26 protein-coding genes are annotated in these 26,850 nt (G+C 67.2%); 20 read left to right on the forward strand and 6 right to left on the reverse strand.

All coding sequences use genetic code 11. From position 1 onward, the window contains the following. The first annotated feature begins 31 nt into the window (after positions 1 to 31). Together ABEB12_RS31285 and ABEB12_RS31290 are read left to right on the forward strand one after the other, a co-directional pair. Positions 32 to 949 carry a dihydrodipicolinate synthase family protein gene (locus ABEB12_RS31285; RefSeq protein WP_345703303.1) on the forward strand — a complete coding sequence of 306 codons (918 nt, stop codon included), beginning with the start codon at positions 32 to 34 and terminating at the stop codon, positions 947 to 949. A 2-nt stretch (positions 950 to 951) separates the two neighbouring features. Continuing rightward, positions 952 to 1,719 (forward strand): alpha/beta fold hydrolase, encoded by a 768-nt coding sequence (locus ABEB12_RS31290; protein WP_185061438.1) that lies wholly within the window; start codon positions 952 to 954, stop codon positions 1,717 to 1,719. A 54-nt stretch (positions 1,720 to 1,773) separates the two neighbouring features. Here the strand turns inward: ABEB12_RS31290 and ABEB12_RS31295 are convergent, their stop codons facing one another. After that, on the reverse strand, positions 1,774 to 2,688 hold the full coding sequence (locus ABEB12_RS31295) for a fumarylacetoacetate hydrolase family protein (RefSeq protein WP_185061439.1): 915 nt from the start codon (positions 2,686 to 2,688) through the stop codon (positions 1,774 to 1,776). A gap of 391 nt (positions 2,689 to 3,079) precedes the next feature. Here ABEB12_RS31295 and ABEB12_RS31300 point away from each other — a divergent pair, with 391 nt between their 5' ends. After that, positions 3,080 to 3,865 (forward strand): enoyl-CoA hydratase-related protein, encoded by a 786-nt coding sequence (locus ABEB12_RS31300; RefSeq protein WP_185061440.1) that lies wholly within the window; start codon positions 3,080 to 3,082, stop codon positions 3,863 to 3,865. Here ABEB12_RS31300 and ABEB12_RS31305 read toward each other — a convergent pair. After that, on the reverse strand, positions 3,809 to 4,387 hold the full coding sequence (locus ABEB12_RS31305) for a winged helix-turn-helix transcriptional regulator (RefSeq protein WP_185061441.1): 579 nt from the start codon (positions 4,385 to 4,387) through the stop codon (positions 3,809 to 3,811). The genes ABEB12_RS31300 and ABEB12_RS31305 overlap by 57 nt on opposite strands. A 116-nt stretch (positions 4,388 to 4,503) precedes the next feature. On the opposite strand from ABEB12_RS31305, the gene ABEB12_RS31310 reads away from it, so the two are divergent. Next, entirely contained in the window at positions 4,504 to 5,850 is a 1,347-nt protein-coding gene (locus ABEB12_RS31310) for an SCP2 sterol-binding domain-containing protein (protein WP_185061442.1), read from the forward strand. A gap of 52 nt (positions 5,851 to 5,902) precedes the next feature. Here the strand turns inward: ABEB12_RS31310 and ABEB12_RS31315 are convergent, their stop codons facing one another. Beyond that, positions 5,903 to 6,373, reverse strand: coding sequence for a winged helix-turn-helix transcriptional regulator (locus tag ABEB12_RS31315; RefSeq protein ID WP_185061443.1), 471 nt, complete (start codon positions 6,371 to 6,373; stop codon positions 5,903 to 5,905). Positions 6,374 to 6,473: 100 nt separating this feature from the next. Between ABEB12_RS31315 and ABEB12_RS31320 the strand changes: the two genes are divergently transcribed. The 12 genes from ABEB12_RS31320 (at position 6,474) to ABEB12_RS31375 (ending at position 18,934) form a co-directional block, all read left to right on the forward strand. Beyond that, positions 6,474 to 8,069 carry a DHA2 family efflux MFS transporter permease subunit gene (locus ABEB12_RS31320; protein WP_185061444.1) on the forward strand — a complete coding sequence of 532 codons (1,596 nt, stop codon included), beginning with the start codon at positions 6,474 to 6,476 and terminating at the stop codon, positions 8,067 to 8,069. A gap of 115 nt (positions 8,070 to 8,184) precedes the next feature. Further along, entirely contained in the window at positions 8,185 to 8,754 is a 570-nt protein-coding gene (locus ABEB12_RS31325; protein WP_185061445.1) for a TetR family transcriptional regulator, read from the forward strand. Positions 8,755 to 8,863: 109 nt separating this feature from the next. Beyond that, on the forward strand, positions 8,864 to 9,679 hold the full coding sequence (locus ABEB12_RS31330) for an oxidoreductase (RefSeq protein ID WP_221498139.1): 816 nt from the start codon (positions 8,864 to 8,866) through the stop codon (positions 9,677 to 9,679). 59 nt (positions 9,680 to 9,738) lie between these two features. After that, positions 9,739 to 10,803 (forward strand): alpha/beta fold hydrolase, encoded by a 1,065-nt coding sequence (locus tag ABEB12_RS31335; protein ID WP_345703299.1) that lies wholly within the window; start codon positions 9,739 to 9,741, stop codon positions 10,801 to 10,803. A gap of 35 nt (positions 10,804 to 10,838) precedes the next feature. Beyond that, positions 10,839 to 11,933 (forward strand): NmrA family NAD(P)-binding protein, encoded by a 1,095-nt coding sequence (locus ABEB12_RS31340; RefSeq protein WP_185061448.1) that lies wholly within the window; start codon positions 10,839 to 10,841, stop codon positions 11,931 to 11,933. A gap of 71 nt (positions 11,934 to 12,004) precedes the next feature. Beyond that, a complete protein-coding gene (locus ABEB12_RS31345; protein ID WP_185061449.1) occupies positions 12,005 to 12,991 on the forward strand; it encodes an NAD(P)H-binding protein in 987 nt (328 codons plus the stop codon). Positions 12,992 to 13,001: 10 nt separating this feature from the next. Further along, complete coding sequence (locus ABEB12_RS31350) at positions 13,002 to 13,931, forward strand: haloalkane dehalogenase (RefSeq protein ID WP_185061450.1); 930 nt, start codon at positions 13,002 to 13,004, stop codon at positions 13,929 to 13,931. A gap of 182 nt (positions 13,932 to 14,113) precedes the next feature. Then, positions 14,114 to 14,695, forward strand: coding sequence for a cupin domain-containing protein (locus ABEB12_RS31355; RefSeq protein ID WP_185061451.1), 582 nt, complete (start codon positions 14,114 to 14,116; stop codon positions 14,693 to 14,695). Further along, positions 14,692 to 16,932 (forward strand): molybdopterin-dependent oxidoreductase, encoded by a 2,241-nt coding sequence (locus ABEB12_RS31360; RefSeq protein WP_185061452.1) that lies wholly within the window; start codon positions 14,692 to 14,694, stop codon positions 16,930 to 16,932. The genes ABEB12_RS31355 and ABEB12_RS31360 overlap by 4 nt, the downstream gene beginning before the upstream one ends. A 45-nt stretch (positions 16,933 to 16,977) precedes the next feature. Further along, positions 16,978 to 17,340 carry an MBL fold metallo-hydrolase gene (locus tag ABEB12_RS31365; RefSeq protein ID WP_185061453.1) on the forward strand — a complete coding sequence of 121 codons (363 nt, stop codon included), beginning with the start codon at positions 16,978 to 16,980 and terminating at the stop codon, positions 17,338 to 17,340. After that, positions 17,328 to 17,585, forward strand: coding sequence for an indolepyruvate ferredoxin oxidoreductase subunit alpha (locus tag ABEB12_RS31370; RefSeq protein ID WP_345703300.1), 258 nt, complete (start codon positions 17,328 to 17,330; stop codon positions 17,583 to 17,585). Before ABEB12_RS31365 ends, ABEB12_RS31370 begins: the two co-directional genes overlap by 13 nt. After that, complete coding sequence (locus ABEB12_RS31375; protein ID WP_345703301.1) at positions 17,582 to 18,934, forward strand: FAD-dependent oxidoreductase; 1,353 nt, start codon at positions 17,582 to 17,584, stop codon at positions 18,932 to 18,934. Before ABEB12_RS31370 ends, ABEB12_RS31375 begins: the two co-directional genes overlap by 4 nt. Before the next feature lie 247 nt (positions 18,935 to 19,181). Here the strand turns inward: ABEB12_RS31375 and ABEB12_RS31380 are convergent, their stop codons facing one another. Together ABEB12_RS31380 and ABEB12_RS31385 are read right to left on the reverse strand one after the other, a co-directional pair. After that, positions 19,182 to 20,645 (reverse strand): AMP-binding protein, encoded by a 1,464-nt coding sequence (locus ABEB12_RS31380; RefSeq protein ID WP_185061454.1) that lies wholly within the window; start codon positions 20,643 to 20,645, stop codon positions 19,182 to 19,184. 137 nt (positions 20,646 to 20,782) lie between these two features. After that, complete coding sequence (locus ABEB12_RS31385; protein WP_185061455.1) at positions 20,783 to 21,223, reverse strand: tautomerase family protein; 441 nt, start codon at positions 21,221 to 21,223, stop codon at positions 20,783 to 20,785. Between the two features lie 321 nt (positions 21,224 to 21,544). Between ABEB12_RS31385 and ABEB12_RS31390 the strand changes: the two genes are divergently transcribed. The 4 genes from ABEB12_RS31390 (at position 21,545) to ABEB12_RS31405 (ending at position 25,323) form a co-directional block, all read left to right on the forward strand. After that, positions 21,545 to 22,540 carry an LLM class flavin-dependent oxidoreductase gene (locus ABEB12_RS31390; RefSeq protein ID WP_185061456.1) on the forward strand — a complete coding sequence of 332 codons (996 nt, stop codon included), beginning with the start codon at positions 21,545 to 21,547 and terminating at the stop codon, positions 22,538 to 22,540. A 115-nt stretch (positions 22,541 to 22,655) separates the two neighbouring features. Beyond that, positions 22,656 to 23,495, forward strand: coding sequence for an enoyl-CoA hydratase-related protein (locus tag ABEB12_RS31395; RefSeq protein ID WP_185061457.1), 840 nt, complete (start codon positions 22,656 to 22,658; stop codon positions 23,493 to 23,495). Positions 23,496 to 23,658: 163 nt separating this feature from the next. Beyond that, a complete protein-coding gene (locus ABEB12_RS31400) occupies positions 23,659 to 24,498 on the forward strand; it encodes an MlaE family ABC transporter permease (protein WP_345703302.1) in 840 nt (279 codons plus the stop codon). A 6-nt stretch (positions 24,499 to 24,504) separates the two neighbouring features. After that, positions 24,505 to 25,323 carry an ABC transporter permease gene (locus ABEB12_RS31405; RefSeq protein WP_185061458.1) on the forward strand — a complete coding sequence of 273 codons (819 nt, stop codon included), beginning with the start codon at positions 24,505 to 24,507 and terminating at the stop codon, positions 25,321 to 25,323. A gap of 363 nt (positions 25,324 to 25,686) precedes the next feature. Here the strand turns inward: ABEB12_RS31405 and ABEB12_RS31410 are convergent, their stop codons facing one another. Beyond that, positions 25,687 to 26,418: a hypothetical protein gene (locus ABEB12_RS31410; RefSeq protein ID WP_185061459.1), complete on the reverse strand. Its 732-nt coding sequence runs from the start codon at positions 26,416 to 26,418 to the stop codon at positions 25,687 to 25,689. Between the last annotated feature and the right edge of the window lie 432 nt (positions 26,419 to 26,850).

The raw sequence follows: 26,850 nt of genomic DNA on the forward strand, positions 1-26,850 counted from the left end.
GCGTCGACCGAACCCACGGAAGGGCTTGACCGTGCCACATCACCATCGCGACTGGCGCGGCTACTTCGCGGCCGCTCCCACACCGTTCGACCGTGACGGCGCCCTGGACCCAGGGCGACTGCGGGACGTGCTGGCGTGGTTCCTCGACCAGCGCGCACACGGTCTCGTAGTCAACGGAACCACCGGCGAGTGGGTCGCTCAATCGGTAAGTGAGCGTCAGACGGTCCTCGAGATCGCCCGTGCAGCCGTGGGACCCGAAACACCCCTGCTCGTCGGGATCGGCGGCATTCGACCTGACGACAGCGTGATCCTGGGACGCCACGCCGCCAACTTGGGCGCCGACGGGGCACTGCTGACCATCCCACCAGCGCGATGGCTCCGAGGAGACGAGATCTTCGATTTCTATGCCGCCATGGCGAGGCAGATTCCGCTACCACTGCTCGTCTACAACGTACCGGCAGCGGTGGGATACGACCTCCCGACCGAGCTGCTCGCCCGTCTTCTCACCGTCGACGGCATCGTCGGAGTCAAGGACAACACCCCCTCCCGCGAGCGGCGGATCAGAACATTGCGCGACCTGGGCGGGCATCACGCGATCTTCTCCGACGTCCTCGAGCCGACGGCGTTCCCGGTGCTTGCCAACGAGCGCCGCGGCCGAGGCCAGATCGGCAGCGGAATGCCACTCGGGAGCCGACTCGCGGACGCCTTCGAGTTGGTCTGGCGTCGTGAGATCGACCACGCCCGACTCATCGTCGACGAGCTCACCGAGTTCAAGGCCGCGGTTCTGGAGCTTCTCGGCCCGGAGCAACCGTGGCACGCCCAGATCAAGGCTCTGATGTTCGCGGCCGGTGTCGACGCCGGATTTCCTCGCTTTCCGGCCAGATCCATCCGTGACGACGAGCCGGCCATGGCGAGGCTCGCCGCGATCGTCGAAAAGTTCATGGGGTGAACATGACCAAAGTCAAGTACGAGCAATCCAACCCGGCGGGCGAACCGACCGTGATCCTCGGCTCGTCACTGGGCACCGATCGCTTCATGTGGCGGGAACAGGTGGAGTCGCTGCCGCGAACCTGGAACGTCATTACCTTCGATCTGCGGGGTCATGGTGCCTCGCCGGTCGGTCCGGGGACGCCGTCGATCGATGACTTCGCCGACGATGTCGTCGCGATCGCCGACGATGTGGGCGTTCATCGCTTCGCCTTCTGCGGTCTGTCGATCGGTGGTGTCATCGGGCAGAGCCTGGGGGCTCGATACCCGGACAGGGTGAGCTCGCTGGTACTTGCCTCGACGGGCCTGACCATTCTGAGCAAGCAGGCACTGGTTGAACGCGCTGAGCGCGTGCTCGACGAAGGCATGGCCTGGATCGCCGACGTGTCGGCCCCACGCTGGTTCACCGAGCGGTTCCGGTCCGAGCACCCCGAAATCGTCGAAGCCAAGATGGACCACCTGCGCCACATGGCCCCCCGGGGGTATGCCGACGCCTGCCTCGCCCTCGCCGGCTTCGATGGTCATGACACGGCGCCGTCCATCTCGGCACCAACGCTGATCCTCTCGGGGGAGGAGGACCTCGCCACGCCACCCGAGGGCAGCGCCGAACTTGCGTCCGCCGTCCCCGGCGCCGTGCTGCGCTCGTTGCCAGCCTGCGCGCATCTGTGCAACGTCGAGCAGCCGGCCCTATTCACAGAGCTGGTCCAACGACATGTTGAAGCCAACAACTGAGCGCGTCGACACCGGCGACGACCCGTGTCGTCGCCGGCCTGGCCACAGCCGCTACTACGCGCCGCCGGCGACGCTCACGTCAATGGAGCCGAGACCCTCGACGGTGAGGTGGACCCGGTCTCCAGACACGAGATAGGGGTACTGATCCAATCCGTGGACGCGCGAGAGTTCGAGAATGCATCCCGTGCCGACGGTGCCCGAACCCAGAACATCGCCGCGGACCAAGCGAGTGCCGCGCGAGGCATAGCTGATCATCTCCTCGAATGACCAGAACAGGTCAGCCAGATTGCCCGTGCTGTACCTGACCCCGTTGACACTCGCCGTCATCGCTCTGTCGAAGCCCTTGCCGACCCGATACGGATCGAGTTCATCCGGCGTGGCGAGCCACGGACCGAAGGTGGTCGCGGAGTCCTTTCCCTTGGCGGGGCCGAGACCGACCGCCAGCTCGTGGCCCTGCACATCGCGTGCGCTCCAGTCGCACAGCAGGACGAAGCCCGCGATATGGCTCGCGGCGTGCGCGACCGGGATGTCCCCACCTGGCCGCCCGATGACGACACCCACTTCGAGTTCGTAATCGAATGCTTTGGTCATGGGAGGGATCGACACCTCCGCACTGGCCGAGTGGACCGCGGCGGGATTGCTGAAGTAAAAGGCCGGGATCTCGTACCAGACGGGGCTGAGTTTCTGGCCGACCGCCTCCACGGCCGTGACCGCGTGGCTCTCGAACGCCATGAAATCGCGGATTGACGGTGGAACGGGGATCGGCGCCGCCAGCGTCACATCGGCCACGTCTACTACCTCGACCGGATCGCGCAGAACAGCCCGGCCGATTGCCGCGAGCTCCTCGTGACCGCCGGCAACGAGTTGCGCGAGGCTGGCACTCCCTCGCCTACCGTGAACCTGGCCGTCCTGAAGCACTCCGACCCGCTGGTCAGAATCCGATCCGGTCGAGTACGTCACCCAGCGCATCGAGTTAGCTGCTCTCCGCCGTGGTTCCGCCGAGCGCCAGATACGCCATCCCACTGATCATCCGGTGAACCCGGCCTCTTCGGTCGCCCATGCGCCCAGGCTAGGAAGATCGAGGCGTCGCCACGTAGGACGGCAACGACACGAGCAAGGACCGGCGCGCCGAGGGCCGCCAGCGCAGGGCGTGATCGGAAGCTGCGACAAACTGCCGCGGATACGGGTCACGGAACGTCACGTCGGCCATCGCGACGAACCGCTGCCGTCCGATCAGCGGCCGGCCCAAGCGTGCCCAGGCATCCCAACGGGAAGGCTACAACCAACTGAGTTGCTCTTTACAACTCAGTAGGCCTAGGGTCGACGGGCAACGTAGCCACGCTCAGCTCAGGAGGAACTCATGTCGCTGGTGAAGTTCGATGTCGACGGCGATCTCGGGTATCTGACGGTGGACAACCCGCCGCTGAACCTCATGTCCCAAGGCGTGATCGACGATTTCACTGCGGCGGTCGACCAGATCAGCGTGGCGCCGATCAGGGCACTGCTCATCCGCTCCGAAGGACCGCACTTCATGGCCGGCGCGGATGTGCACATCTTCCAGGGCAAGTCGGCCGGGCAGGCGCGGGCGATGTTCGCCAGGGCACTCCCGGCGTTCGCTCGACTCGAGGAGCTGCCCTTCCCGACGGTCGTCGCCGTGCAAGGCCTCTGCCTGGCCGCCGGGCTCGAGCTGGCTCTCTCGGCAGACATCCTGGTCGCCGGCGAGTCGGCCAGGTTCGCGCAGGTGGAGCGACACATCGGCACGACCACCCTGCTCGGCGGTGTGCAGCGCCTGGCTGAACGTGCCGGTTCGGCGAGGGCGAAGCAGATCATCTTCGACGGCGACCAGTACAGCGCCGCCCAGTTCGCGCAATGGAACATCGTCAACCATGTGGTACCCGACGCGGAGCTGCACGAGCGCGCCGAGAAGCTCGCACGACACTACGCGGGCGGCCCGACCCGGGCACTCGCCGCCGGAAAGACTCTGATCCGCCGGTACCTCGACGTCGGGATCCGCAATGCCGACCACTCCGTACTCGAGAGTGCCACCGAGCTGTTCGAGACCGAGGACATGCGCTCCGGAGTCGAGAAACTACTGCGTGAGGGTCCCAAAGCGGTCGTCGGCAATCAGGCCTTTACCGGTCGGTGACGTGGCGCTCGTCCGCTCTGCCGCTCGGGTGCGGCCACGGCGGGCAGTGCCTGGTGGGTGGCCTGGAGGCGGGTGAGCGGCGCCCGGGCCGGGGTCGAGGCGCACCCCGCCGGGCGATACCGAGCCCCCGTGCGAGCAGGTGAGCATCGCCCGCAGGTGGCCGGCGCAGTCGGTGTGGTGGGCCAGCAGGGGTGGGCCGGCGGGGCCGGCGAGGTGCGCGTCGCCCCATTGCATGAGCGCGACCACGGGAACGGCCAGGCCGCGACCCATCGGCGTGAGCCGGTACTCGAAACGTTCCGGGCGCTCCCGGTAGCGAACCCGCTTCAGCACGCCGCCGTCCACCAGGCGCCCGAGTCGATCGGCCAACACCGTGCGCGCCATGCCGAGACTGGTGGAGAACTCGTCGAACCGCCGCAAGCCGAGCAGCGCGTCGCGCACGATCAGCAGCGTCCAGCGCTCGCCCACCAGCTCCAGCGCCCTAGCCAGTGAGCACACCTCACGGTCGTAGGTCCTGCCCAGCATGTTGCCTCCTCAATCGGCCCACGACGCTAACAAAGTAAGTTGCATTATGCGACTTAGCTGCTCTACAGTGCGTTGCGAAAAGCAACTGACGGCAATCGGGTGGAGGCACCGGCAGCATGGCGAAAATCGACTCGCACCCCGACGTGATCGAGGTGCGCCGGCGCGCCGCCGAGGGCACGGCCAGCCGAGCGCCGGCGGTGCTGGACGCCGACTGGCTGCGCACGCTGTGCCTGAACGCCGGCGCGGACGACGTCGGGTTCGTCGAGATCGAGCGCCCTGAGCTGGCGGACGAGCGCGTGCAGATCGAGAAGGCCTTCAAAGGCGCGAAAGCGTTGATCAGCCTGGTCGGTCGGGTGAACCAGGAGCCGGTGCGCAGCCCGGCGCGCTCGACGACCAACCTCGAGTACCACATGGGCTACCACGACATCAACGACGTGGCCCGCCACATCGCCACCGAGCTCGAGCCGATGGGGGTGCGCGCGTTCAACGGCGTCGCCGGGTTCCCGATGGAGATGGACAACTGGCCCGACCAGCGGATCTGGGTGGTGGCGCACAAACCGATCGCCGAGGCCGCCGGCCTGGGCAAGATGGGCATCCACCGCAACGTGATCCATCCGAAGTTCGGCAACTTCATCGTGCTCGCCACCGTCGTGGTGGACGTCCCGATCAGCGAGTACGACCGGCCGATCGACTACAACCCGTGCCTGGAGTGCAAGCTGTGCGTGGCGGCCTGCCCGACCGGGGCGATCAGCCCGGAGGGCCGGTTCGACTTCTCGGCCTGCTTCACGCACAACTACCGGGACTTCCTCGGTGGCTTCGGCGACTGGGTCGAGCAGGTCGTCGAATCCAAGGACGCCCCGGACTACCGGGCCCGGGTGCCCGAGAGCGACACCGCCGGGGTGTGGCAGAGCCTGGGATTCGGACCCGGCTACAAGGCGGCCTACTGCATCTCGGTCTGCCCGGCCGGCGAGGACGTGCTCGGCCCCTACCTGGACGATCGCAAGAAGCACCTCAACGACATCGTCAAACCGCTGCAGAACAAGACCGAGACGGTCTACGTGGTGGCCAACTCCGACGCCGAGGCCTACGTCAAGCGCCGCTTCCCACACAAGCCGACCAAACGGGTGGGCAACGGACTGCGAGCCCGCGGCGTCGACGGGTTCGCCGGCAACCTCCCGCACCTGTTCCAACGCGAAGCATCCAAAGGACTGGAGGCCACCTACCACTTCACCTTCACCGGCGCCGAACAACGCGAACTCACCATCGACATCCGCGACCGCGAGCTGACCGTCGCCGAGGGGTTGCACGGGACGGCCGACCTGCGGGTGCGGGCGGACACGAGCACCTGGTTCGGGTTCCTCGCCGGGGAACGCTCCCTGGTCGCGGCCCTGCTGCTGCGGCGGATCCGGCTCAGCGGCCCACCCCGGCTGCTCCTGGCGTTCGGACGGTGCTTCCCTAGCTGAACGGCGCCCAACCCGCGTCAGGCGCGCTCGCCGCTGCCGCGCACGAGGTCGGTCAGTGACGTGGCGCGCCCGGCGCCAATGCGGGGTTGAGCTCGGTGTGAACTTCGGCCGGGGCGGGCGTGGAGCCGCAGCGGTCGCAGCTGTACCGCGGTGTGACTCCGCCACCGCAGTGTCGGTGAACGATGCGCCGGGGCGGCCCGGCGGGGTGCGGGTAGTGCCGGTCACCCCAGGCCATCAGGCCGCCCAGCACCGGTAAGAGTTCCAACGCCTTGGGTGTGGGCAGGTACTCGAAGCGCTCCGGCCGCACCTGATAACGCCGCCGCTCCAGCAACCCGTGCTCGACGAGCTTCGCCAGCCGGTTGCTGAGTACGGTCCGGGTGACCCCGAGGCTCTCCACCAGGTCGTCGAAGCGGCACGGACCGAGCAGCGCATCGCGCAGGATCAGCAGCGTCCAGCGCTCTCCGACCACTTCCAGGGCGCGGGCGATCGAGCAAACCTGGCCGGGGTAGTCGCTGTCGAGCACGTCACTAACGTATCGCGATTAGTCGCGTCACGCGACCTAGCTCGTCTATAGTCCGTCGCATGACGCGATTTACCTGGTCCGCGCCTTGTTGCACGCCGACATGACGACCACCGCCGATTCCGCGGCTGCACGCCCGAGTCCCGCGCCCCCACCGCCCCCGCGGACCCCGGGGCTCGCCGAGCGGCCACCGGCCGCGCCTGGCCAGGGCTGGGGCCTGCCGCTGGTTGTGCTGATCACCGGCATGTTCATGTCGATCCTGGACGTCAGCATCGTCAACGTCGCGATCCCGACGATCCAGAAGCAGTTCGCCGCCAGCACGCAGGACATCCAGTGGATCACCACGGCCTACACGCTGTGCCTGGGCATGGTGGTGCCGGGAACGGCGTGGCTGGGCGACCGGTTCGGGCTCACCCGCACCTACCTGGTCTCGCTGCTGAGCTTCGCCGCCGCCTCAGCGCTGTGCGCGCTGGCCTGGGACCTGCCCAGCATGGTCGCCTTCCGGATCCTGCAGGCGATTCCCGGCGGCATCATCCCGGTGGTCTGCGTGACCATGCTCTACCGGATCGTCCCATCGGAGCGGATCGGCACCGCGATGGGTCTGTACGGGCTGGGCATCGTGGTCGCACCGGCGATCGGCCCCACGTTGGGCGGCTACCTCGTCGACTACGTCGACTGGCGGCTGATCTTCCTGTTGAACCTGCCGATCGGGCTGGTGGGCTGCGTGGCCGCGGCGGCGGTACTACCGCGGTTCGGGCCGGGCCCGCGGCGACGGTTCGACCTGCCCGGGTTCGCGGCGGCCGCCTCCGGGCTGTTCGCGCTGCTGCTGGCGGTGTCCGAGGGCCAGGACTGGGGCTGGACCGGATACCGGGTACTGGGGCTTACCGTCTTCGGACTGCTCGCCCTCGCGCTGTTCGTGGTCCTCGAGCTGGAGGTCGAGCAGCCGCTGCTCGACCTCCGGGTCTTCCGGCACTGGCCGTTCGTGAACTCGCTGCTACTGATCACGGCCAACTCGGTTGCGCTGTTCAGCCCGCTGTTCTACCTGCCGCTATTCCTGCAGGAGGGCCGGGGCATGCAGGCCTTCGACACCGGCCTGCTGCTGCTCCCACCGGCGCTGGTGATGCTGGTGATGATGCCGATCGCGGGACGACTGTACGACCTGATCGGGCCGAGGATCCCGACCGTTCTCGGGCTGGTGGTGACCGGCTACGGCATGGTCCTGATGGCGGACATCAGCGCCGACATCACCCGCCAGGAGGTCGTGGTCTGGACAATGGTCCGCTCGCTCGGCGTCGGGCTCTGCATGATGCCGATCATGACCGGGGGCATTTCGGCCCTGCCCCCTGAGATCGTCAGCTCGGGCAGCGCGGTCAACACGATCGTGCAGCGGGTCGCGACCGCCTTCGGGCTCGCCGCGCTGACCGCACTCGCCACCACCGTCCAAGCCCAGACCCTGGCCGATCGTGCCGCGCTACTAGACCCCGGTGCCGACCCCCGGCTGCACGAGCTGGCCGCGCGCGGGGCATCCGCGCTTTACCCGTTGATGCGGGAGCTCCAGCTGCAGACCATGGCCACCTCGTTCCACGACGTTTTCCTCGTTATCGCCTGGATGAGCTTCGCCGCCGCCGGACTGGCCCTGCTTCAGCGCCACGGCCGACCGGCCCGCGCCGGCACCGCCGAACCGGCCGAGATCGGCTGAACCGCCGCGCCGGACTTCAGGTGCCCGTTCGGCCACGCGTGGCGGCGCGATCCGGCCCGACACCGTCGTAAACCGATCGGTTTCTATTTCGCTGGAACCGAGTTAACCTCGCGGTATGACCACCGAGGTGAAGCCAACTTCCCGGGAGCGGCTACTCGAGGCGGCGGCCACGCTCACCTACCGAGACGGCGTCGGCATCGGCATCGAGGCGTTGTGCAAGGCGGCCGGGGTGTCGAAGCGCTCGATGTACCAGCTGTTCGAGAGCAAGGACGAGCTGTTGGCGGCGAGCCTGGAGCAGGGGATCGCCGCCTTCGTGGCGACGCTCCTGCCCGCGGCTGACGATGGCCGTTCACCGCGCGAGCGGATCCTGCACGTCTTCGAGCAGGTGGAGGCACAGGCGGGCGCCCCCGAGTTCCGAGGCTGTCGGTACCTGGCCGTGCAAATCGAGCTCAAGGATCAGAGCCACCCCGCGAGCCGGGTGGCGCACCGGGTCAAGGGGAACCTGACGTCCTTCTTCCGGGCTGAAGCCGAACGGGGCGGGGCGAGCGACCCGGTGCTGCTGGCCCGCCAGCTGAGCGTGGTCTTCGACGGCGCAAGCGCCCGCGCCGGGATCGGAGCCGACAGTCTGACGGGCCTCATCGCGCCCACCGTGATCACCCTGCTCGATGCGGCGGGCATGCACTGACACCGCGCGTGACATGGCTCCGCGATGAGCTCCGTGCATGAGCTTGCGCAGGGAAACCGATCGGTTTACAGTGGTGGAAACCGATCGGTTTCTCACAAAGGAGTCTATGATGACGACGCTTCGGCCGGTGGCACTCGTGACGGGTGCGTCATCGGGGATCGGGAAGGCGTCCGCGCTCGCGCTGGCCGAAGCGGGTTTCGAGGTGGTCGGCACAAGCCGTGACACCTCACGTGCCGACCCGCTCGACGGCGTGACGCTCCTCGACCTCGACGTGGCAAGTGACGCGTCGGTCGCCACTGCTGTCCGCGATGTGATCGGCCGGTTGGGGCGGATCGACGTCCTGGTCAACAACGCCGGTATGGGCGCGATCGGGGCCGCCGAGGAGAGCTCCCTCGCGCAGGCCCAGGACATCTTCAACGTCAACGTCTTCGGCGTGATGCGCATGACAACCGCTGTGCTGCCGCACATGCGCGCCCAGGGACGTGGACGCATCATCAACATCTCCTCCGTGGTCGGCTTTCTCCCGTCGCCGTACATGGCTGTATACGCCGCCTCGAAACACGCGATCGAGGGGTACTCGGAGTCGCTGGACCACGAGGTTCGCGTGCACGGTGTCCGGGCACTTCTCGTCGAACCCGCCTACACCAACACTGGATTCGAGGCCAACAGCTCGCGGCCCGACACACCCCTGCAGGTCTATGCCGACCAGCGGCGCGCCTTCGACCGCATGATGGAGTCCGCGATCAGGGACGGCGACGACCCGGCGATTGTCGCCGAGGTGATCGTCGCGGCAGCGACCGACCCGAAGCCGAAGCTGCGCTACACCGCGGGTCCCACGGCTGGACGCGCAAGCCTCCTGCGCCGTATCGCACCTGCCCGGGTCTTCGACCAGCAGATCCGCAAGCTCAACCAGCTGGCCGGCTGACGCCTGCCCGGTCGCGGTTGACGTAGCGGCACGCACTCACCCATTTCATGGAGGTCCCTGTGGACAGGTCGCTCACCCACCGCTTCGTCGAGGTGAACGGGGTCAGGCTGCATATCGCCGAGCAGGGGCAGGGGCCGCTGGTCCTGCTGCTGCACGGCTGGCCGGAGAGCTGGTACTCCTGGCGCCACCAGTTCGGGGCGCTGGCGGCGGCCGGGTACCGGGTCGTCGCCCCTGACCAGCGCGGCTACGCCCGCAGCGAGCAGCCGGCGGACGTCTCGTCGTACACCCTGCCGCACCTCGTCGGCGACGTGATCGCCCTGATCGAGGAGCTGGGGGAGGAGCAGGCCATTGTCGTCGGTCACGACTGGGGCGCACCCGTTGCCTGGATCGCGGCGATGCTGCGCCCGGACAAGGTCCGCGCGGTGGCCGGGCTCAGCATTCCGCCGATTCTGCCCGGCGGGATGGTCCCGCCCTCGATCACCCGCACCCAGTACGGCGAGGGCTTCTACCAGATCTACTTCCAGCGGCCGGGAGTCGCCGACGCGGAGCTCGCCAAGGACATCCCGGAGTCCTTCCGCCGGATCCTGGTCGGCGCCTCCGGCGACAACCCGCTCGGCAGGGAGCCCCGTCCGTTGGTCATACCCGACGGTCTCGGCCTGCTGGACACCATGCCGGAGTCGCCCGCCCTGCCGGCCTGGCTGACCGAGGCGGACATCCAGGTGTACGCCGGGGACTTCGCCCGGCACGGCGAGCAGGCCTTCACCGGAGCCTTCAACTGGTACCGGAACATCGAACGCAACAACGAACTGCTCGCGCCGTTCCGGGGACGCGGGATCGACGTCCCCGCGCTGTACGTGGTGGGAGACCGCGACATGGTCACCTCACTGCGTGGCCCGGACGGGGGCCCCTCGCTCAGCGACATGTTGCGCGGCCGGGCCGGGTTGGGCAACCCGCTGAGCGCTGTCGCTCCCCAACTGCACGGCCCGGTGGTGCTGCCCGGTTGCGGGCATTGGACGCAGCAGGAGCGTCCCGCCGAGGTCAACGCCGCACTCCTCGACTTCCTCACCCGCATCGACGGCACCGCGGAGACCAGTCTCGAACACACCGCGCCCATCGCGTGCTGATTTGCGTGCCCACTCAACCTCTGGAGTCAAAAGCCATGTCTTCTCACACCACCTCCACCATCTTCGTCATCGGTGGCACCGGGGCTCAAGGGATGCCTATCATCCGCGCTCTGGTCGCCGACAAGAAGTATTCCGTTCGAGTCCTCACCCGCGATACCACCTCCCCGCGAGCCCAGGCCCTCCTCGCGCTCGGGAATGTCTCCCTCCTCGAAGGGTCATTCGCCGACGAAGACGTGCTGCGGGAAGGATTTCGCGGCTGTGACGGAACTTTCATCAACATCGACGGATTCAACACCGGCGAGAAAACCGAGACCTACTGGGCCATCCGCGGCTATGAGATAGCGATCGAAGAAGGGGTCAAGTTCTTCGTCTACGGAAACCTCGACTACGTCCTCAAAAAGTCCGGCTACGACTCCAGGTTCCGCACCGGCCATTACGACGGCAAAGGCCGTATGGCCGAATGGGTGTTGTTCCAAAACGAAAAGAACCGGGACCGGATGGGGGCGGCGGTCTTCACCTCGGGCCCCTACATCGAGATGGTGATCTCACCGGGCACGCCCATGACACCCGGCATCGAGGACGGCGTCGTGACCTGGCGAGTCCCTCTCGGCGACGGAGCCGTTCCCCACGTTTCCCTCGAGGATTGCGGATTCTACGTTCGCTGGCTCTTCGACCATCCAGAGCGGGCAAATGGCATGGATCTCGAAGTCGCTATCGAACACATGACGTATGCCGATATGGCCGCGGCCTTCGAGAAGGTCACCGGGCATCCGGCGCAATACATCGACACTGATCTGGACACATATTGGAACGGCCCGCTGAAGGGGGTTGCTGATCTCCCTGCCGGATACAACGCCGACCCTCACGACAAAAGCACCATGAGCTTCCGGGACAATTTCACGGGCTTCTGGAATATGTGGAAGCATGGAATCATCACCAGGGATTACGCTCTGCTCGACGAAATTCACCCCAACAGGATCCGAAGTGCTGAGCAGTGGTTCAGGCGAGAAGACCAGCTAGGAAAAGACCTCGGCAAGGGAAGTCTGTGGGAGAGGGTCCAACCGGAGAACTGGCGCAGCGACTCTCCGATCCTCAAGGGTAGTGCGGATATGAGGAAGGGCATGTTGTAAAAGGGGTGAGCGGTAATAGGAACCGTATCGAAGATCCCCGAACCCCACCCCAACCAGCAGAGGACACATAGATGTCAGAACGCAATCCCATCCTGATCACCGGAGCCGCCGGCGAAGTCGGTGGTGTGAGCCAAACGATGGTCGAGATGCTGCTCGAACAAGGCCACCCGGTGCGCGCGTTCGTGCGTCGGGACGACGAACGTGCGCACTCGCTGCGCCAGGCCGGGGCCGAGGTATTCGTCGGTGACCTGCTCAACATCGCCGACGTGACCGCCGCGCTGACGGGCTGCCGACGCATCTACTTCAGCATGAGCCTCTCGCCGTACTACACCGATGCGGTCACCCTGATGGCCGCGGCGGCGCGGGCCCAGGGCGACATCGAGGCCTTCGTCAACATCTCCGAGTACGAACAGTCGTTCATGACGTTCGAGAAGATGACCGCACCAGAGCAGGAACGGCGGTCGTGGCTGGGCGGACTCGTCACGCAGTGGTCGCCGCAGCAGCGAGCCCACTGGATCGCCGAGCAGGTGCTGGACTGGTCCGGCATCCCGACCGTCAACGTGCAGGCGGCCATGTTCGTCGAGAACCCGCTGCTGACCTGGATGACGTTGGGCCCGCTGAGCAACGGTGAACTGCGGCTGCCCTTCGGTGACCGGCGGCTCGCGCCCATCGCCGGTTACGACGTGGCGGAGGTGTGCGTGAAGATCCTGACGGACCCGGCGCCGCACATCTCGAAGTCGTATGCGCTCAACGGTCCGGAGCTGAAGGACATGCACGGGTTCGCGGAGGACTACGGGGCCGCGCTGGGACGCCGGGTCGTCTACGTTCCCGAAGAGGTCGAGTCCTGGAACGAGAGCTACGTGGACAGCGCCCTGGCCGAGCTTCCGCACACCGCGGAGCACCTGAAAACCCTGACCCGACTGGTCGCCGGCGGTGGGTACCGCGGCGTCACCAACCAGCTGGAAACCCTGCTCGGGCGCCCGCCCAAGACCGTGCGGTGGGCGCTGGAGAACCACCCGCGCATCCGCACACTGGCGACAGCCTCTTCGGAGTTCTGACATGGGTCGCATGGATATCGAGCGAACGCCCGACGAGCGCTTTGACCGCCTCTCCAGTTGGCCGTACGAGCCGCGGTACGCCACGGTCGGTGAGGGCCTGCGCATGCACTACGTCGACGAGGGGCCGCCAGACGGCCCGGTCGTGGTGCTCGCTCACGGCGAGCCGACCTGGGGTTACCTCTACCGCAAGATGATTCCCGGCTTGGTGGCATCCGGCCGACGTGTTCTGGTGCCCGACCTGATCGGGTTCGGCCGCTCCGACAAACCGGTCGACCGGGCCGCGTACACCTACCCGGCCCACGTCGCCTGGACCGGTGACTGGCTGGACCAGCTCCATCTCGCGGACATCACCCTGTTCGGCCAGGACTGGGGCGGGTTCGTCTTCCTCGTGCACGTGGGGCTCACACCCGACCGGTTCGCGGGGGTGGTCGCCGCCAACACCGGCCTGGCCGCCCCGGACGTCATGGCCACGTTCACCCCGGAGCAGTTCGCGCCCGCCGCGAGCGCGTTCCTGCGCTGGCGGGAGCAGTCCGAGTCGCCCGGCCTGACCGCCTCGTGGGCCGTCGGCAGCCCCGACAGCGCCCTCAACCAAACCGCGCACGTCCTCACCGAGGAGGACGCGGCCGCCTACGACGCTCCCTTCCCGTCCGAGCGGCACTTCGCCGGAGCCCGGCAGTTCCCGTGGCTCGTACCGCTCGACGGCACCGACCCGCCCGCCTCGATGCTGCGCCGCGCCTGGGCCGGGCTGACGGCCTTCGAGAAACCGTTCCTCACCGCCTTCGCCGAACACGAGGACATCACGCGAGCGTTCGAGCGGATGCTCCAGGCCGGCATCCCGGGCGCGCGGGGGCGAGACCATCTGACGGTCCCCGACGCCGGTCACTTCCTGCAGGAGCAGCAGCCGGACCTACTGGTCGATGCCATCCTCAGCCTCGACTGACGACCGATCCGCACGGGGTCAGACCCGGCATGGGGATGGTCGGATTTCCGGTGGCGCTTCCGTACTGGAACCAGGCGCATTCGTGCTACCTGGGCGCGATGGCGAATTCCTACGGTCAGGGGTGGACCGCTGCCACACCCAGACGCGGATGACATGACCCGAGGAAAGACAGGGGACACCCGATGATCGTCGAGGCGCCGACCGACCCGTTGTCGGCACCGCAGCCGCCGCCCGTCGTCGGGCGGTACCGCTCGGCCGATGGGCGCGCCGAGGTGGCCCTGCGCAGCACCGTCTGGCTGGACGGAAAGTGGTGGAGCTGCCTCGATCGAACATTCCAGGCGGGCGCCGGGTTCCTCGTGCCGCACTCGCACGCACACACCGACGAGGTGCACTTCATTCGGGACGGCGTGGTCCGTTATGTACTGGGCGGGCGGGTGCGTACCGCGCGTGCTGGCGACGTCGTCGTGGTTCCCGCCGGAACCGTGCATACCGACCCATGGGCGACGAAGGCCGGACCGGCGACCATCACCTCGCTGCTGTCACCCGCCGGCGCGGAATGGATCGAGTTCGGCCTCCGGGTAGGGCGCGCCACCCGGCGCGGGCAGCTCACCCGCAATGGCCAGCCACCGCTGCCGTTGATGATGAGGATCGTGCACGAGACCGGGGCCGACGTCCTGGCTCCCGGCCTGCCGGCCGCGCTGCAACGACGCGTGGCGATCCCGGCGCTCGCCGCGATCGGTCGACTGTTCTGGAAGGAAGCATGAGCGAGCACCTGACCACGTGCCCCATCTGTGAGGTGGCCTGCGGCCTGAAGATCAAGATCGAGGACGGCAACGTCGTGAGCGTCCGTGGCGATACGGAGCATCCGCCTACCCGCGGGTACATCTGCCCCAAGGGCACGGCGTTGCAGGGCCTGCACCACGACCCCGACCGCCTGCGCGCCCCACTCGTCCGACGTGACGGAGAGCTGGTCGAGACCACGTGGGATGGCGCGTTCCGCTTCCTCCGAGAACGGCTGGGGCCGATCGCCGAGGGCGGTCCCGATGCGGTGGCCTGGCACTTGGGGACCCCTCTCGCACACGACTACGGTTCCTTTGTCTACGGGAAGACGGCCCTGCGGCTGTCCGGCGCGAGGCAGGTCTACACCGCCGCAACCGTGGACCACATGCCGATGATGACCGCGGCCGGGCTCATGTTCGGCGCGCGCGACACCGCGTCCTGGTCGATGGCGGCACCCGATGTAGACCGATGCGACCTGCTGGTCCTCATCGGCGTCAACCCGCTGGTCTCGAATGCCACCGGGATCTCCGCTCCGCGCGGACGGCTGAAGGCGATCAGGGAACGTGGCGGCCGGATCATCGTCATCGACCCGGTGCGCACCGCCACCGCCGAGCTGGCCGACCAGCACCTGGCGGTACGACCCGGTGGCGACGCGGCGCTGCTCGCAGCCGTTGTCAACGTCATCTTTGCCGAGGGGCTCGACCGGCTCAACCGCCTCGAGCAGCACGTCGCCGGCGTTGACGCGCTGCGCACGGCGGTTTCGCCGTTCACGCCCGAGGCCGTCGCGGGACGCTGCGGTATCGAACCGCCGGTGATCCGTGAGCTGGCCCGGGAGATCGCCGCGGCGCCGTCGGCGGCGATCTACGGACGCTGCGGCGCAATGGTGCAACAGTTCGGAAGCCTCAATATTTGGTTGATGTGGGTCATCGCCGCGGTCACCGGCAACCTGGACCGGCCCGGCGGGGTGCTGTTTCCGCTGGCGGCGGCCGCTACGCACAACACCCGAGGCGACGCCGCGCACGGGTATCCCTTCCCGACCGGCCGTTGGCACACCCGCGTCGGCGGACACCCCGAGGTCCTGGGAGAACTACCCCTCGCCGCGCTGGCCGACGAAATCCTCGCCGACCAGTCACCGATCCGCGCCCTGATCACCATCGCCAGCAACGGCGCCCGAACCGCGCCCGACAGCGCGCGCTTCGAAGACGCCCTACGTCGCGTCGAACTGCTCATCTCCGTCGACCCGTACATCAACGAGACGACGCGCCACGCCGACATCATCCTGCCGCCGCCCTCCCCCCTCCACCGCGACTACTACGACCTCTTCTACGAGCAGCTCATCAGCCACAACCACACGCGATACACCGAACCCGTGCTGCCGCTACCTGACGGCGCCTACACCGAACACCAGATCCTGATGGAGCTCGTCGGGGTGCTCGGTGGGTTCGGAGACATGGATCGCGGCGTGGTCGACGACATCATTCTGTCCGCGCTCGTGCACGACGTCGTCGAGGAACCGGGAAGCGTGCTCGCACACCTGGATCCGCAGGACGTGCTCGCGGCGCTCGGCAGCGAGCGTGGACCGCAACGCGGTCTCGATCTGCTGCTGCGCGCCGGCCCGTACGGCGACCACTTCGGCGCCCGGCCCGGCGGCCTGACCCTCGCGGACCTCAAACGCCATCCCCACGGCATCGACCTCGGTCCGCTCCAACCGCGCCTCCCGGACAACCTCCGGACACCGTCGGGCCGCGTCGAGCTCGCACCGGACCCACTGGTCGCCGATTTGGCAAGGGTGCGCGACGGACTGGGCGACGACCACGAACTCGTGATCATCAGCCGCCGGCAGACCCGTTCGATGAACACCATGCTGCACAACATTCCGGCTTTGATGCGTGGCAAGGAACGGTGCACGCTGTTGCTGCATCCCGACGACGCTGCGGCGCGTGGGCTGGTCGACGGCGCTCGGTGTGAGATCTCCTCCGCCACCGGCACAATCGAGGCGACGGTGGAGGTGAGCGACGCTGTCCGCCGCGGCGTCGTGAGCCTGCCCCACGGGTGGGGCCATGACGGTCCTGGGTTGCGGCTGCGCGTCGCGGAGAAACATCCAGGTGCGAATCTCAACGCCATTACCGGTCCCCTTGGAGTCGATCCGCTCTCCGGCACCGCCGCCTTCAACGGGGTGCAGGTTGACGTTCGGCCGCTCGGCGCGACGGCACCGGCGTAACTCTCCGGGTGCCGATCCCGAACAACATCACCCTCAGGGAAACCCATGACCGACCTGGCCCTCGATGTCTACACCAGCCCGCAACGCGAAGTCGCCGGAGGCGGCTGGTTCTCGCCGACCACCTCGACGATCCTCGCCGGGCACACCGAGACCATGCTGGTCGGCGCGCCCTACATGCCCGGCGACGTCGACGAGATCGCCCGCCGCATCGACGCCTCCGGGCGGGCACTGACCACGATCTACATCACCCACGCCCGTCTCCAGCCCCGACGAGTGGCTGCAGTGGATCGCCAGCATCGACAAGATCGCCGCGCTCCGTCGGCCGGTCATGATCAAGACCGGGCACCTACTGCCCTGCGTTCCGCGCCCGGGACGACAGAGAAGGAAGTTCCCCGATGGCCTACGTGATCACCCAGAGCTGCTGCAACGACGCGGAATGCGTCGAGCTGTGCCCGGCCGACTCCATCCATCCGACACCGTGGTCTCCGGAATACGCGACGGCCGAGCAGCTGTACATCGATCCGGACACCTGCATCGACTGCGATGCCTGCCTGTCGGTATGCCCAGTGGATGCCATCTACCCGGCGGCGGAGTTGCCGGAGTCGATGCGTCCGTATCTGAAAATCAACGCCGACTACTTCGCCGCCCGATGAGCAGCCTGCGGATCGCCGTTGTCGGATCCGGACCGGCCGGGATGTACGCGGTCGGTCACCTCCTCGGTCAGGGACCGGAGGTGGTGGAATCGGTGACCGTGCTCGACCGCCTACCGACCCCGTTCGGGCTGGTCCGCGCCGGCGTGGCCCCCGACCATCAGAAGACGAAGAAGGTGGCGGTCGGGTTCGGCCGGCTGCTCAACGACCCCAGGGTACGGTGCTACTTCAACGTCGAGGTCGGTGCCGGCATCAGGCACAACGTCACTCACGAAGAGGTGCTGGATCACCACCACGCGGTTGTCTACGCCGTGGGCGCATCGGGCAGCAGGAGCCTCGGCATGCCCGGTGAGGACCTGCCAGGTTCGGCCGCGGCTACCGAATTCGTCGCCTGGTACAACGGCCACCCGGACTTCTCCCGGATGTCGTTCGACCTGTCCTCGCCGCGTGTTGTGATCGTCGGAAGCGGCAATGTCGCGGTGGACATCGCCCGCGTCCTGACCATGCCCATCGACACCTTGCGCGCCACCGATATCGCCGACCACGCACTCCACGTCCTCGAACGAAGCGCGGTCCGGGAAGTCGTGCTCCTGGCCCGCCGGGGACCCGAATCGGCCGCGTTCTCCAGCCCTGAGCTGCTTGCCCTGACCCAGCTGCGGGACATCGACATCATCGTCGACGCGGACCTCGATAAGGTGCCGACGCCCCAGCATTACGGCGACCGACTCAAGCTCGCGCTGCTGCGCGAAGTCGCCGCGCGCCCGTCGCGGGAGGGCAGACGGAGAATCGTCTTCCGGTTCCTCAGCTCACCCGCCGAGATCGTCGGCGACACGCGGGTGCGCGGGATCCGGGTCCGCCGCAACGCGCTGCGCCGCGGCCGGCCCGTTCCCACCGACAGAATCGACCACTTCGACACCTCGCTGGTGCTGCGCTCGATCGGGTACCGAGGCCGACCGATCGCCGGGCTGCCATTCGACGGCGACAGCGGCGTCATCCCCAACCACGCCGGACGCGTTGAGCCCGGTGTCTACGTCACCGGATGGATCAAACGGGGACCCACCGGCGTGATCGGTACGAACAAGCATGATTCGGCCGAGACCATCGAGTCCCTACTCGACGACGCCCGGTCCGGTCGTCTGTCCGAGCCGACAGGTCACTTCGCCGGATTGGTCGCGAGGCGCGGCGTCGAAGCGATCGGGCTCCAGGGATGGGCGACGATCGACGCCCACGAACGCGGCCTCGGCGCCTCGGCGCTGCGCCCGCGCGTCAAGATCACCTCCACCGACCGGCTGCTAGAAGTGGCACGGGGCACCCCCAGCCTCGATCCCGCCGCGAACCGGGTCGTCGACTGAACTCCGACCGGCCGAACCGTGCTGAGGCGGCTCAAGGCTTGAGCAACGGCCGGCCGCCGTGTGCCGGAATCTCCTCGGCCGCGCGGCCGAGATATGCCACGTACTCGTCGAAGTCGGCCACGTCGTCATGGTGATTCTTCGCTTCGGGAGTGTCCTTCCAGAGCGGATTTGCTCAGGTTGAATTTGCCCTCGCCTGTGCGCCTGGACATTCGCGCCCCAAACCATTCGCCTGGCAGCCTTTCGGCGGTCACGAGCGGGAGGCTGCGGCGTGCATGGCCCGTACCGCGACCTTGTCGATCTTGCCGACCGCGTTCTTGGGGATGACGTCGACAACGACGAACGAGGTCGGTCGCTTGTAGCCGCTGAGGTGCCGCGCGGTCAGCGCGGTCAACGCTTCGGGGTCGACGCTCGCACCTGGTCGCGGTTGGACGTAGGCGACGACCAGCTCTCCCCATTTGTCATCGGGTACACCGATGACGGCTGCCTCGAGCACTGATGGGTCAGAGGTCAGGACGTCCTCGATCTCCTTGGGGTAGATGTTCTCCCCACCGCGGATGATCATGTCTTTGGATCGACCGACCAGGGTCAGGTAGCCCTCCTCATCGAGATGGCCGACGTCGCCCGTGCGCAACCAGCCATCCACGATCGACTTCGCCGTCTCTTCCGGCCGACCGAGATAGCCACGCATGACATTGGGGCCACGCACGATCACCTCGCCATCGATCCCGGGCGCCAGCTCGGCACCGCGCTCGTCGACGATCCGGACCTGCTGACCCGGAAGGGGAAGCCCCACGGTTGCGGCGCGTCGTGGACCAGCAAGGGGGTTGACGGTGGAGGCGCACGTTCCTTCGGACAGCCCGTAGCCCTCGATGAGCGGGAACCCGTACCTGGCCTCGAACCGAGTCAGCAACTCGGCCGAAGCGGGTGCCGCACCGCAGACCCCGTACCGCAAGGACGACGTGTCGGGTCGAAGGTCGGCCGGCAGCGCCGCGAGCATGCTGTAGATGGTGGGCACGGCGCTGAAGTAGGTGGGACGCGCGTGCTCGACGACGTCGAAGAAGGTCTCCGGACTGAACCGGTCGGCCACGAAGACACTGGCACCGGCGAGCAGCGGCGTCAGGACACTGATGAGGATCCCGTTGACGTGGAACAGCGGCAGAATCAGCAGGCACCGGTCCGCGGGCGCCAACTCGAGTGCCTGACCCAGCATCCCCGCCATTGCGTCGAGGTTGGAGTGGTCGAGCATCACCCCCTTCGGGACCCCCGTCGTCCCGCTGGTGTAGATCAAGAGAGCCAGCGCGGACGAGTCCACATGCGGCGCCGGATCCGGCCCCATCACCCGTCCGTCAAGGTCGTCGACGGTGAGCGTGGCGACAGCTGCAGCGGTCGCGCCGTCCTCAACCACCAGCAGCCGTGCGCCCGAGTCGTGGAGCTGTCGTTCGACCTCGCTGTCGGTCATGCTCGGGTTGACCGGGGTGATGGTGGCGCCCAGCCGCCAGGCCGCGAATAACAGCAGCACGAATTCGATGCGGTTCGTCAGTTTGAGGGCCACGACATCGCCCGAACCGATCCCGAGCTGCTGAAGGCGACGAGCCGCCGCGAGGACGCGGCGCAGCAGTTCGGCGTTGGTGAGCGACTGGCGCCCATCGGAAAGCGCGGGCCCATCCGGAGTGGATTCGGCGCGACGGTCGGGCAGCGACGCGAAATTCATGGCGAGGTCACCTATCGCGGATGGTGCTTCGGTGTGATGGCGGGAACCCGTGGACGGGTGGCGGTCCGGAAACGGAAGAGGTCCCGGGGCACGGTGAGCTGACGGTGCCTGACTGGCGCCGGGTCCTCGGCCGGGGGTCAGCTCTGGGCCAGTTGGTAAGGGATGGCCCGGTTCTCCTTGGCCCAGAGCTTCTCGGCCTCGGAATAGGGGGGAGGCGGAACCAGGCCCTGGGTGCGCCACAGGTCAATGGGGGTCTCGTCGATGTGGACCTCCCAGTCGTAGCCGCGGTCCTTCACGAACGGCGCGAGCGTCTCCTCGATGGCCGCCATGCACAGTCCCCGAATATCGGCGTTGTCCATCTGCCGGGCGATGTGATCCACGACGATCCGCACGAAGTTGTTGGCCGGCTTGCCGCCGACATACATGGAGTTTGCCGGCATGTCCTTGAACAGGACGACGACGTAGAACTTGGGCAGGCTGACGTAGTCCACGTAGATCGAGGTGATCGCCTCGGACAGCTGTTCCCTGTCCTCCAGAGTGAATGCGTTCTCCGGGGCAAAGATTTCCCAGTACGGCATCGCTGGGCCTCCTGATCGCTGGTTCGTGGACGCGGCCTCTGATGGGGATCTTCCGATTCCTCTGGACAGCGACACCTCCCAAGCTACGAACGCACGTCAGCACCTCATAGAACGATCGCGCCGCGTGTTGGTACGGGTCTGCCACGGCCCCAGGACCGTGGCGCCCCACGTCACCCCCGAGAGGAATCGGCGTGCGCTCGCGGAACCTCGCCGAGGCGGCCATCGCCGACGGCTTCCCCAGGACGACGATCAGTGCGAGACCGTTGGCCTGAATCCATAGATCTTAATGCTGAGTTTCACTATCGGACCTACAGTGGGTGCATGCGTATCGGAGCGTCCCCGCGCTTTCTCTATGCCAACGGCGACCACTCGTTGCGGATCTACCGGGAGGTGATCATCCCGCGCGGGGAGTTCGGCGACATCCCGCTGGGCGTGCACGACGCCCGCGTCCAGGCCGCTCAGCTCCTGGAGCTTGCGGCAACGACGAGGCAGGCCGGTTTCGACTTTTTCATGATCGGCGACAGCCACGCGGTCCCACACGCCAATGCTTTTGCCCCCACCCCGACTCTCGCCCGGCTGCTGGCCGCGACCGGCGAGATGCCGGTGGGACTGTTCTACCTCGCCCCGTTCCACCATCCGGTGATCGCCGCCGAGCAGGTGGGCACGCTCGCCGCATTCGCCCCAGAGCCGCTCACCCTGATTCTCGGCAATGGCGACGTGAGCAGCCAGTTCGCCGCGTTCGGGATTCCGAAGGGGAGCCGAGGGCGCCGAACTGAGGAGCAGATCCAGCTGATCCGCGGGCTGCTGGCCGGCGAGCAGGTCAGTCACGACGGTTTTCACACGCTCTCCCAGGTCCGGATCAACCCGGTCCCTCGGGTGCCCACGCCGATCTGGCTCGCCGCGACCCGAGGCGCGGCCGTGGAACGCGCCGGTCGGCTCGCCGACGGCTGGGAAGCCTCGCCCGGCAGCCCCCCGGACGAATTGGTCGAGCAGCTCGCGTTGTACCGCCGCGCCTGCGCCGCTTCCGGGCGCGCTCCCAACCCGGTACTGCGCCGCGACATCTTCGTCGCGGGCACCGACGACGAGGCGTGGGCGGCGGTCGAGCCGATCCTCACGGCCGGTTACCGGGGGTTCGGCCAGGCACGGGAGACCATGCTGGTCGGCAGCGCCGCCACGGTCATCGAACGACTCCGGTTCTACCGCCACCTCGGGTTCGACTTCGTGCTCGTGCGCCACATCGTCGGCGAGCACCAACTGATCCTGGACTCGACCAGGCGCATCGGCGACGAGGTGATCCCGGCAATCCGCGACATCTGACGCGGGGCCGGGTACGGATGGCGGGCGGATCCTTCGGTCAGTCGCGTGTGTCCTATCAGGTAAAGCCCCAACGTGCCTACCGTTTGGGTCCGGAGCAATCGGAAAGGAAACGAATATGGCTTCGGAGCCGAAACCCCTGTTCCGCACGGAGTTTGAGAATGGGGTGCTGACCGCCACCTACTCGTCGGACCCGCTCAACTATCTCAACCTGGACGCGCTTGCGGAACTCGAGCAGCTCGTCGTCGAGTGGCAGGACCCGCGATACCGGGTGATCATCCTGCAGTCCGAACCGGACGAGATCGGGTTCATGACCCATTTCAGCGTGGAGCAGCTCCACGCCATGATCAGCACACCGCAAACCGCCCGCTATTCAGCCGGGGCGGTCCGCCAGTACAAAGCTCTCCTCGACAAGCTCGCCGCGCTGCCCGGCGTGGTCATCGCCGCGCTCAATGGGGACACCATGGGCGGCGGGCTCGAGCTGGTCATGGCCTGTGACATCCGCATCGGGGAAGAAGGCGACTACCGCTACGGGCACCCTGAGGTGCGCCTCGGAATCATCCCGGGCGCCGGGGGAACCCAGCGGTTGGCACGGCTCATCGGGCAGGGCGCGGCTACCGAGTTCATCCTGCGCGGCCGCGTGGTGCGGCCGGAGGTAGCCCTCGAGCTCGGCCTCGTCAGCGAGGTTGTGCCCGACGCCAGGGCTCGGGCGCGGGAGATCGCCGACGAGATCGTCACATTTCCCGCGACGGGTGTGGCGAACGCCAAACGCGCAATCAACCTGGGCAACGACTCCGGGATCCAGCACGGATTCGAAGCCGAGAACCTTGCCTGGTTGGAGGCAATGCTTTCGGACGACGCCCTGACATCGATGACGACATTCCTGGAAGTACCACTCGACAAGCGCCGCGACTGGATCGAGAACACCAGCGGCTACCCGAAATACACCGGCCACTGACACTCCCGACCAATCGGAGCGCAATGGGCCGTGGGCCCCACCACGGCCCATTCTCCGACCACGGCACAACGATGCCGGAACGAGGCTCACCCCCGGTGCCCCGGGTTCGTCTGGCTGTTCGGAGCGGCAGTGCGGCCGCAAGTTCGAAAGGCAGCAGTAGCCCATGATCGAGGTACCGGCCTGGCCTGGCTGGGCACAGCGGACGCTGCGCTTACTTACCGGGCACCAATGGCTTCTCGGCTCCCTGCGCCAGGCCGGCGAGATGCTGATGCTGCTCGTGGAAGTGGTCGCAAGCGCCGTGCGCCGGCCGCTCGGCTACTGGTCCGAGTCCTGCGAGCAGATGGTCAACATCCTCCGAACCTGTTGGTTGCCGATGGTGATCTCCACGGTGGCATTCGGGTTCGGCGCGCCCGGGCTGCAGGCCGGCAACTTCTTCCTCCTGCTCGGCACACCGGAGCGGCTCGGTTCCTTCTTCATCATGGCCAGCGTCCGCGAGTTCGCCCCGTGGATCAACGCAATGGTGGTCGCCGGGGTGGTGGGCACCGCGATCACCGCGGATCTCGGGGCACGACGCATCCGCGAGGAGTTCGATGCCATGGAGGTTCTCGGTGTCGACCCAATAAGGGAGATCATCCTTCCGCGCGTCGTGGCAGTCACGCTCATGACCGGGTTGATGGACATGGTCGCCCTGGTCTTCGGCGTCTTCGGCGGCTGGCTGGCCGCCCTGCAGATGGGCGCGGACTCCGACACCTTCCTGGCCAACTTCTGGGCCAACGCCACGACACCCGACGTGGCAGGCAGTGTCGCAAAGACATTCATGTTCGGTCTGATCATCGCGGTGGTGTGCTGTTACAAAGGGTATCGCGCCGGCGGTGGCCCGATCGGCGTCGGCCGTGCGGTCAACCAGTCCGTGGTGATCGCGTTCGCGGCGATCTACGTGTGCAACTACTTCTTCACCTCCATCCTGCTCGGGCTCAACCCGTCGATCAGCGTCTACCGGTAGGCCGGGATGACCACAACACCACCGACGCATATTCGCCGTCGAGTCGGCCGCAACCCGCTCGAGTCCCTCACGGGTCTCGGTGAGCTGGCCGTGTTCTGTGTCAAGGTGTTGCGGGAGCTTCCCGATGTGCGCCAGTACGGCCGAGACGTGGTGCATCAGGCAGCGATCCTGATCCTCAGCAGCGGCCTGATCATTTGGGTGATGCAGGGCGTGATCGGCACCATGTGCGGTACCGAGGGGGCCTACACCCTGCGCCAGATCGGTGCTCCGCTGTACGCGGGAGCCTTCAACGCGTGGTGCGGACTGCGGGAGTTGGCGCCGTACATGTGGGGCTACATCTTCGCCGCCAAGGTCGGCTGTGGCTTGGTTGCCGAGCTCGGGTCGATGCGCATCGCGGAGGAGATCGATGCGCTGGAGGTGATGGGCATCCGGTCCCGCGCATATCTGGTCGGGACTCGGGTGGTCGCGGCGTGGTTGGCGATTCCGTTCCTGTTCACCGTGGGTGTGGCAGTGATGTTCGTCGGCGAGTACCTGATCACCGTCGTGGTGCTGCAGAGCGTTTCGGTAGGTGGCTATTTCTACATGTTCTGGCTGTACCAAAACCCGCTCGATTTCCTGTATGCGCAGCTCAAGGCCCTCGCGATGGGCACGGTGATCGTGCTCGTCGGCTGCTATTTCGGCTTCACCGCCCACGGCGGGTCCGTCGGAGTCGGTCGCAACACGGCCAAGTCGATGATGCTGAACATGGTCCTCATCCACCTCATCGGCCTGCTCGGCACCCAACTGTTCTGGGGCCTGACGCCCAACGCGCCCATAGCCAACTGACAGCCAGAACCTGCGCGCCGACCGGGCTGTTGCTCGAGGACGGGATCAAACCCGTCTTCCAACACGCGCACGTCGCATCCGCGCGCACCGGTTTCCCAGTGGCGCTCGACACTGAACCGTGGCACTGCACGACACAAATGTGCCAAGTGCCGAGCGCGATCGTCGCGTTGGAAGGAGCGAGAACGCGGTACGGCCCGTCACCAGCGCACGACGTGCGCGTCCGCCGGCGTGCGGCTTCGCGGTACGGGGGAGGCGACGCCCGCGGTGGACGTAAGCGCGGGGTTGCGGCGTGGACCGAGACGGTGGAGCAGATGATCGGATGGCCGGACTCGCGTCGGGATGACCGGCGCCGGACGCTGCCGGTCATCGCGCGCTGTGGCGTATGCCGTGCAGGGTGAATGCCCCATCCGCGTCGATCCGCACGGGGTAGGCCTTGATATCGCCCGCGTTGTCTTCCAGCACGCCGAAACCGAGGGTGCCGGTGTGGCGGTCTTCAGCGAGGCTGCCGCACTCGAACACCAACCACACGTCCGAACCGCCGCCCTTGGCGGGGGCGGCGCGGCCCGTGATCCGCAGCCGGCCGGTGCCGCCGCACACCAGGCTGGAGCCTGCCTGTTGCGCGCACCCGATCACCCCACCGTCGGCCTGCATGGGATTGTCTGGTCCGGCGAGCCAGCCGGGCGCGATAGGTGCGAGCGGTGCGATGACCGACACGCGCAACGCGGCCAGGTCGGCGGCACGAACCCGCTGGTTGTCGCTGAAGCGGGTAAGAATGGGCCCTTCGTACACCGCCCGGAACCCTTCCAGCACTCCGGTGAAGGCCTGCCACATCTCGCCGATCTCAGGGCCCGGCGGATTGAGGAAAGCGACCGCGTCCGGCTGTATGTTGCCCACGAAGCTTGTGAGCGCGGTGACCGCCAAGTGATGATGCATGGGTGCCCACAGCCTGGGCAGCACCACCACTTGCAGCGCTGGCCGCCCGTGATTCCGCGCGGTGGCCCCTCGCGCTCCGGCGCTCGCGGATGCCTCCGGCAGGGAGAAGTCCGGATCGTTGGTGGCGCTCGCTTCGCCTCCATCGCGCGCTCCGCGCGCCATGGTGGTCACCCCGGCCGGCGGGATCGGAGATGCGGAGTAGGCCGTTGTGTGCGTACGCCGAGCGTGCAAAGACCTCGGTAGAACCGAATACCGGAAGCACAACGAATTCGGTTGCGAACCCGTTCCTTTCCGCATTTCTCAGCGGGTATTAGATGCCGGCTCGGGTTCTTCGGCAAGAGCGATTTCATGGTCGGAGCGCCTCCGCCGCATTCGATCGAATCGTATTATTGCGATTGCGGATCAGGCTATTTTGCGCTGGCCAGACGGCCAACTCACCAAATAGGGATCTACACCTCTCTGTTGAGAGAGAAGACCCCACACCGGCGCCGCCCCGTGCCGCGGGCGGAACCTCACTTGACCGCCTGATGGCCGAGGGCTCCCCGACGAGCAACGAGATCCCGGACGAAGGTGAGAAGCGAGAAGGTCCCGGGC

Origin of the sequence: Actinospineispora eucalypti (assembly GCF_039543365.1) — a bacterium.
Taxonomy (GTDB): Bacteria; Actinomycetota; Actinomycetes; order Mycobacteriales; family Pseudonocardiaceae; genus Pseudonocardia; species Pseudonocardia eucalypti.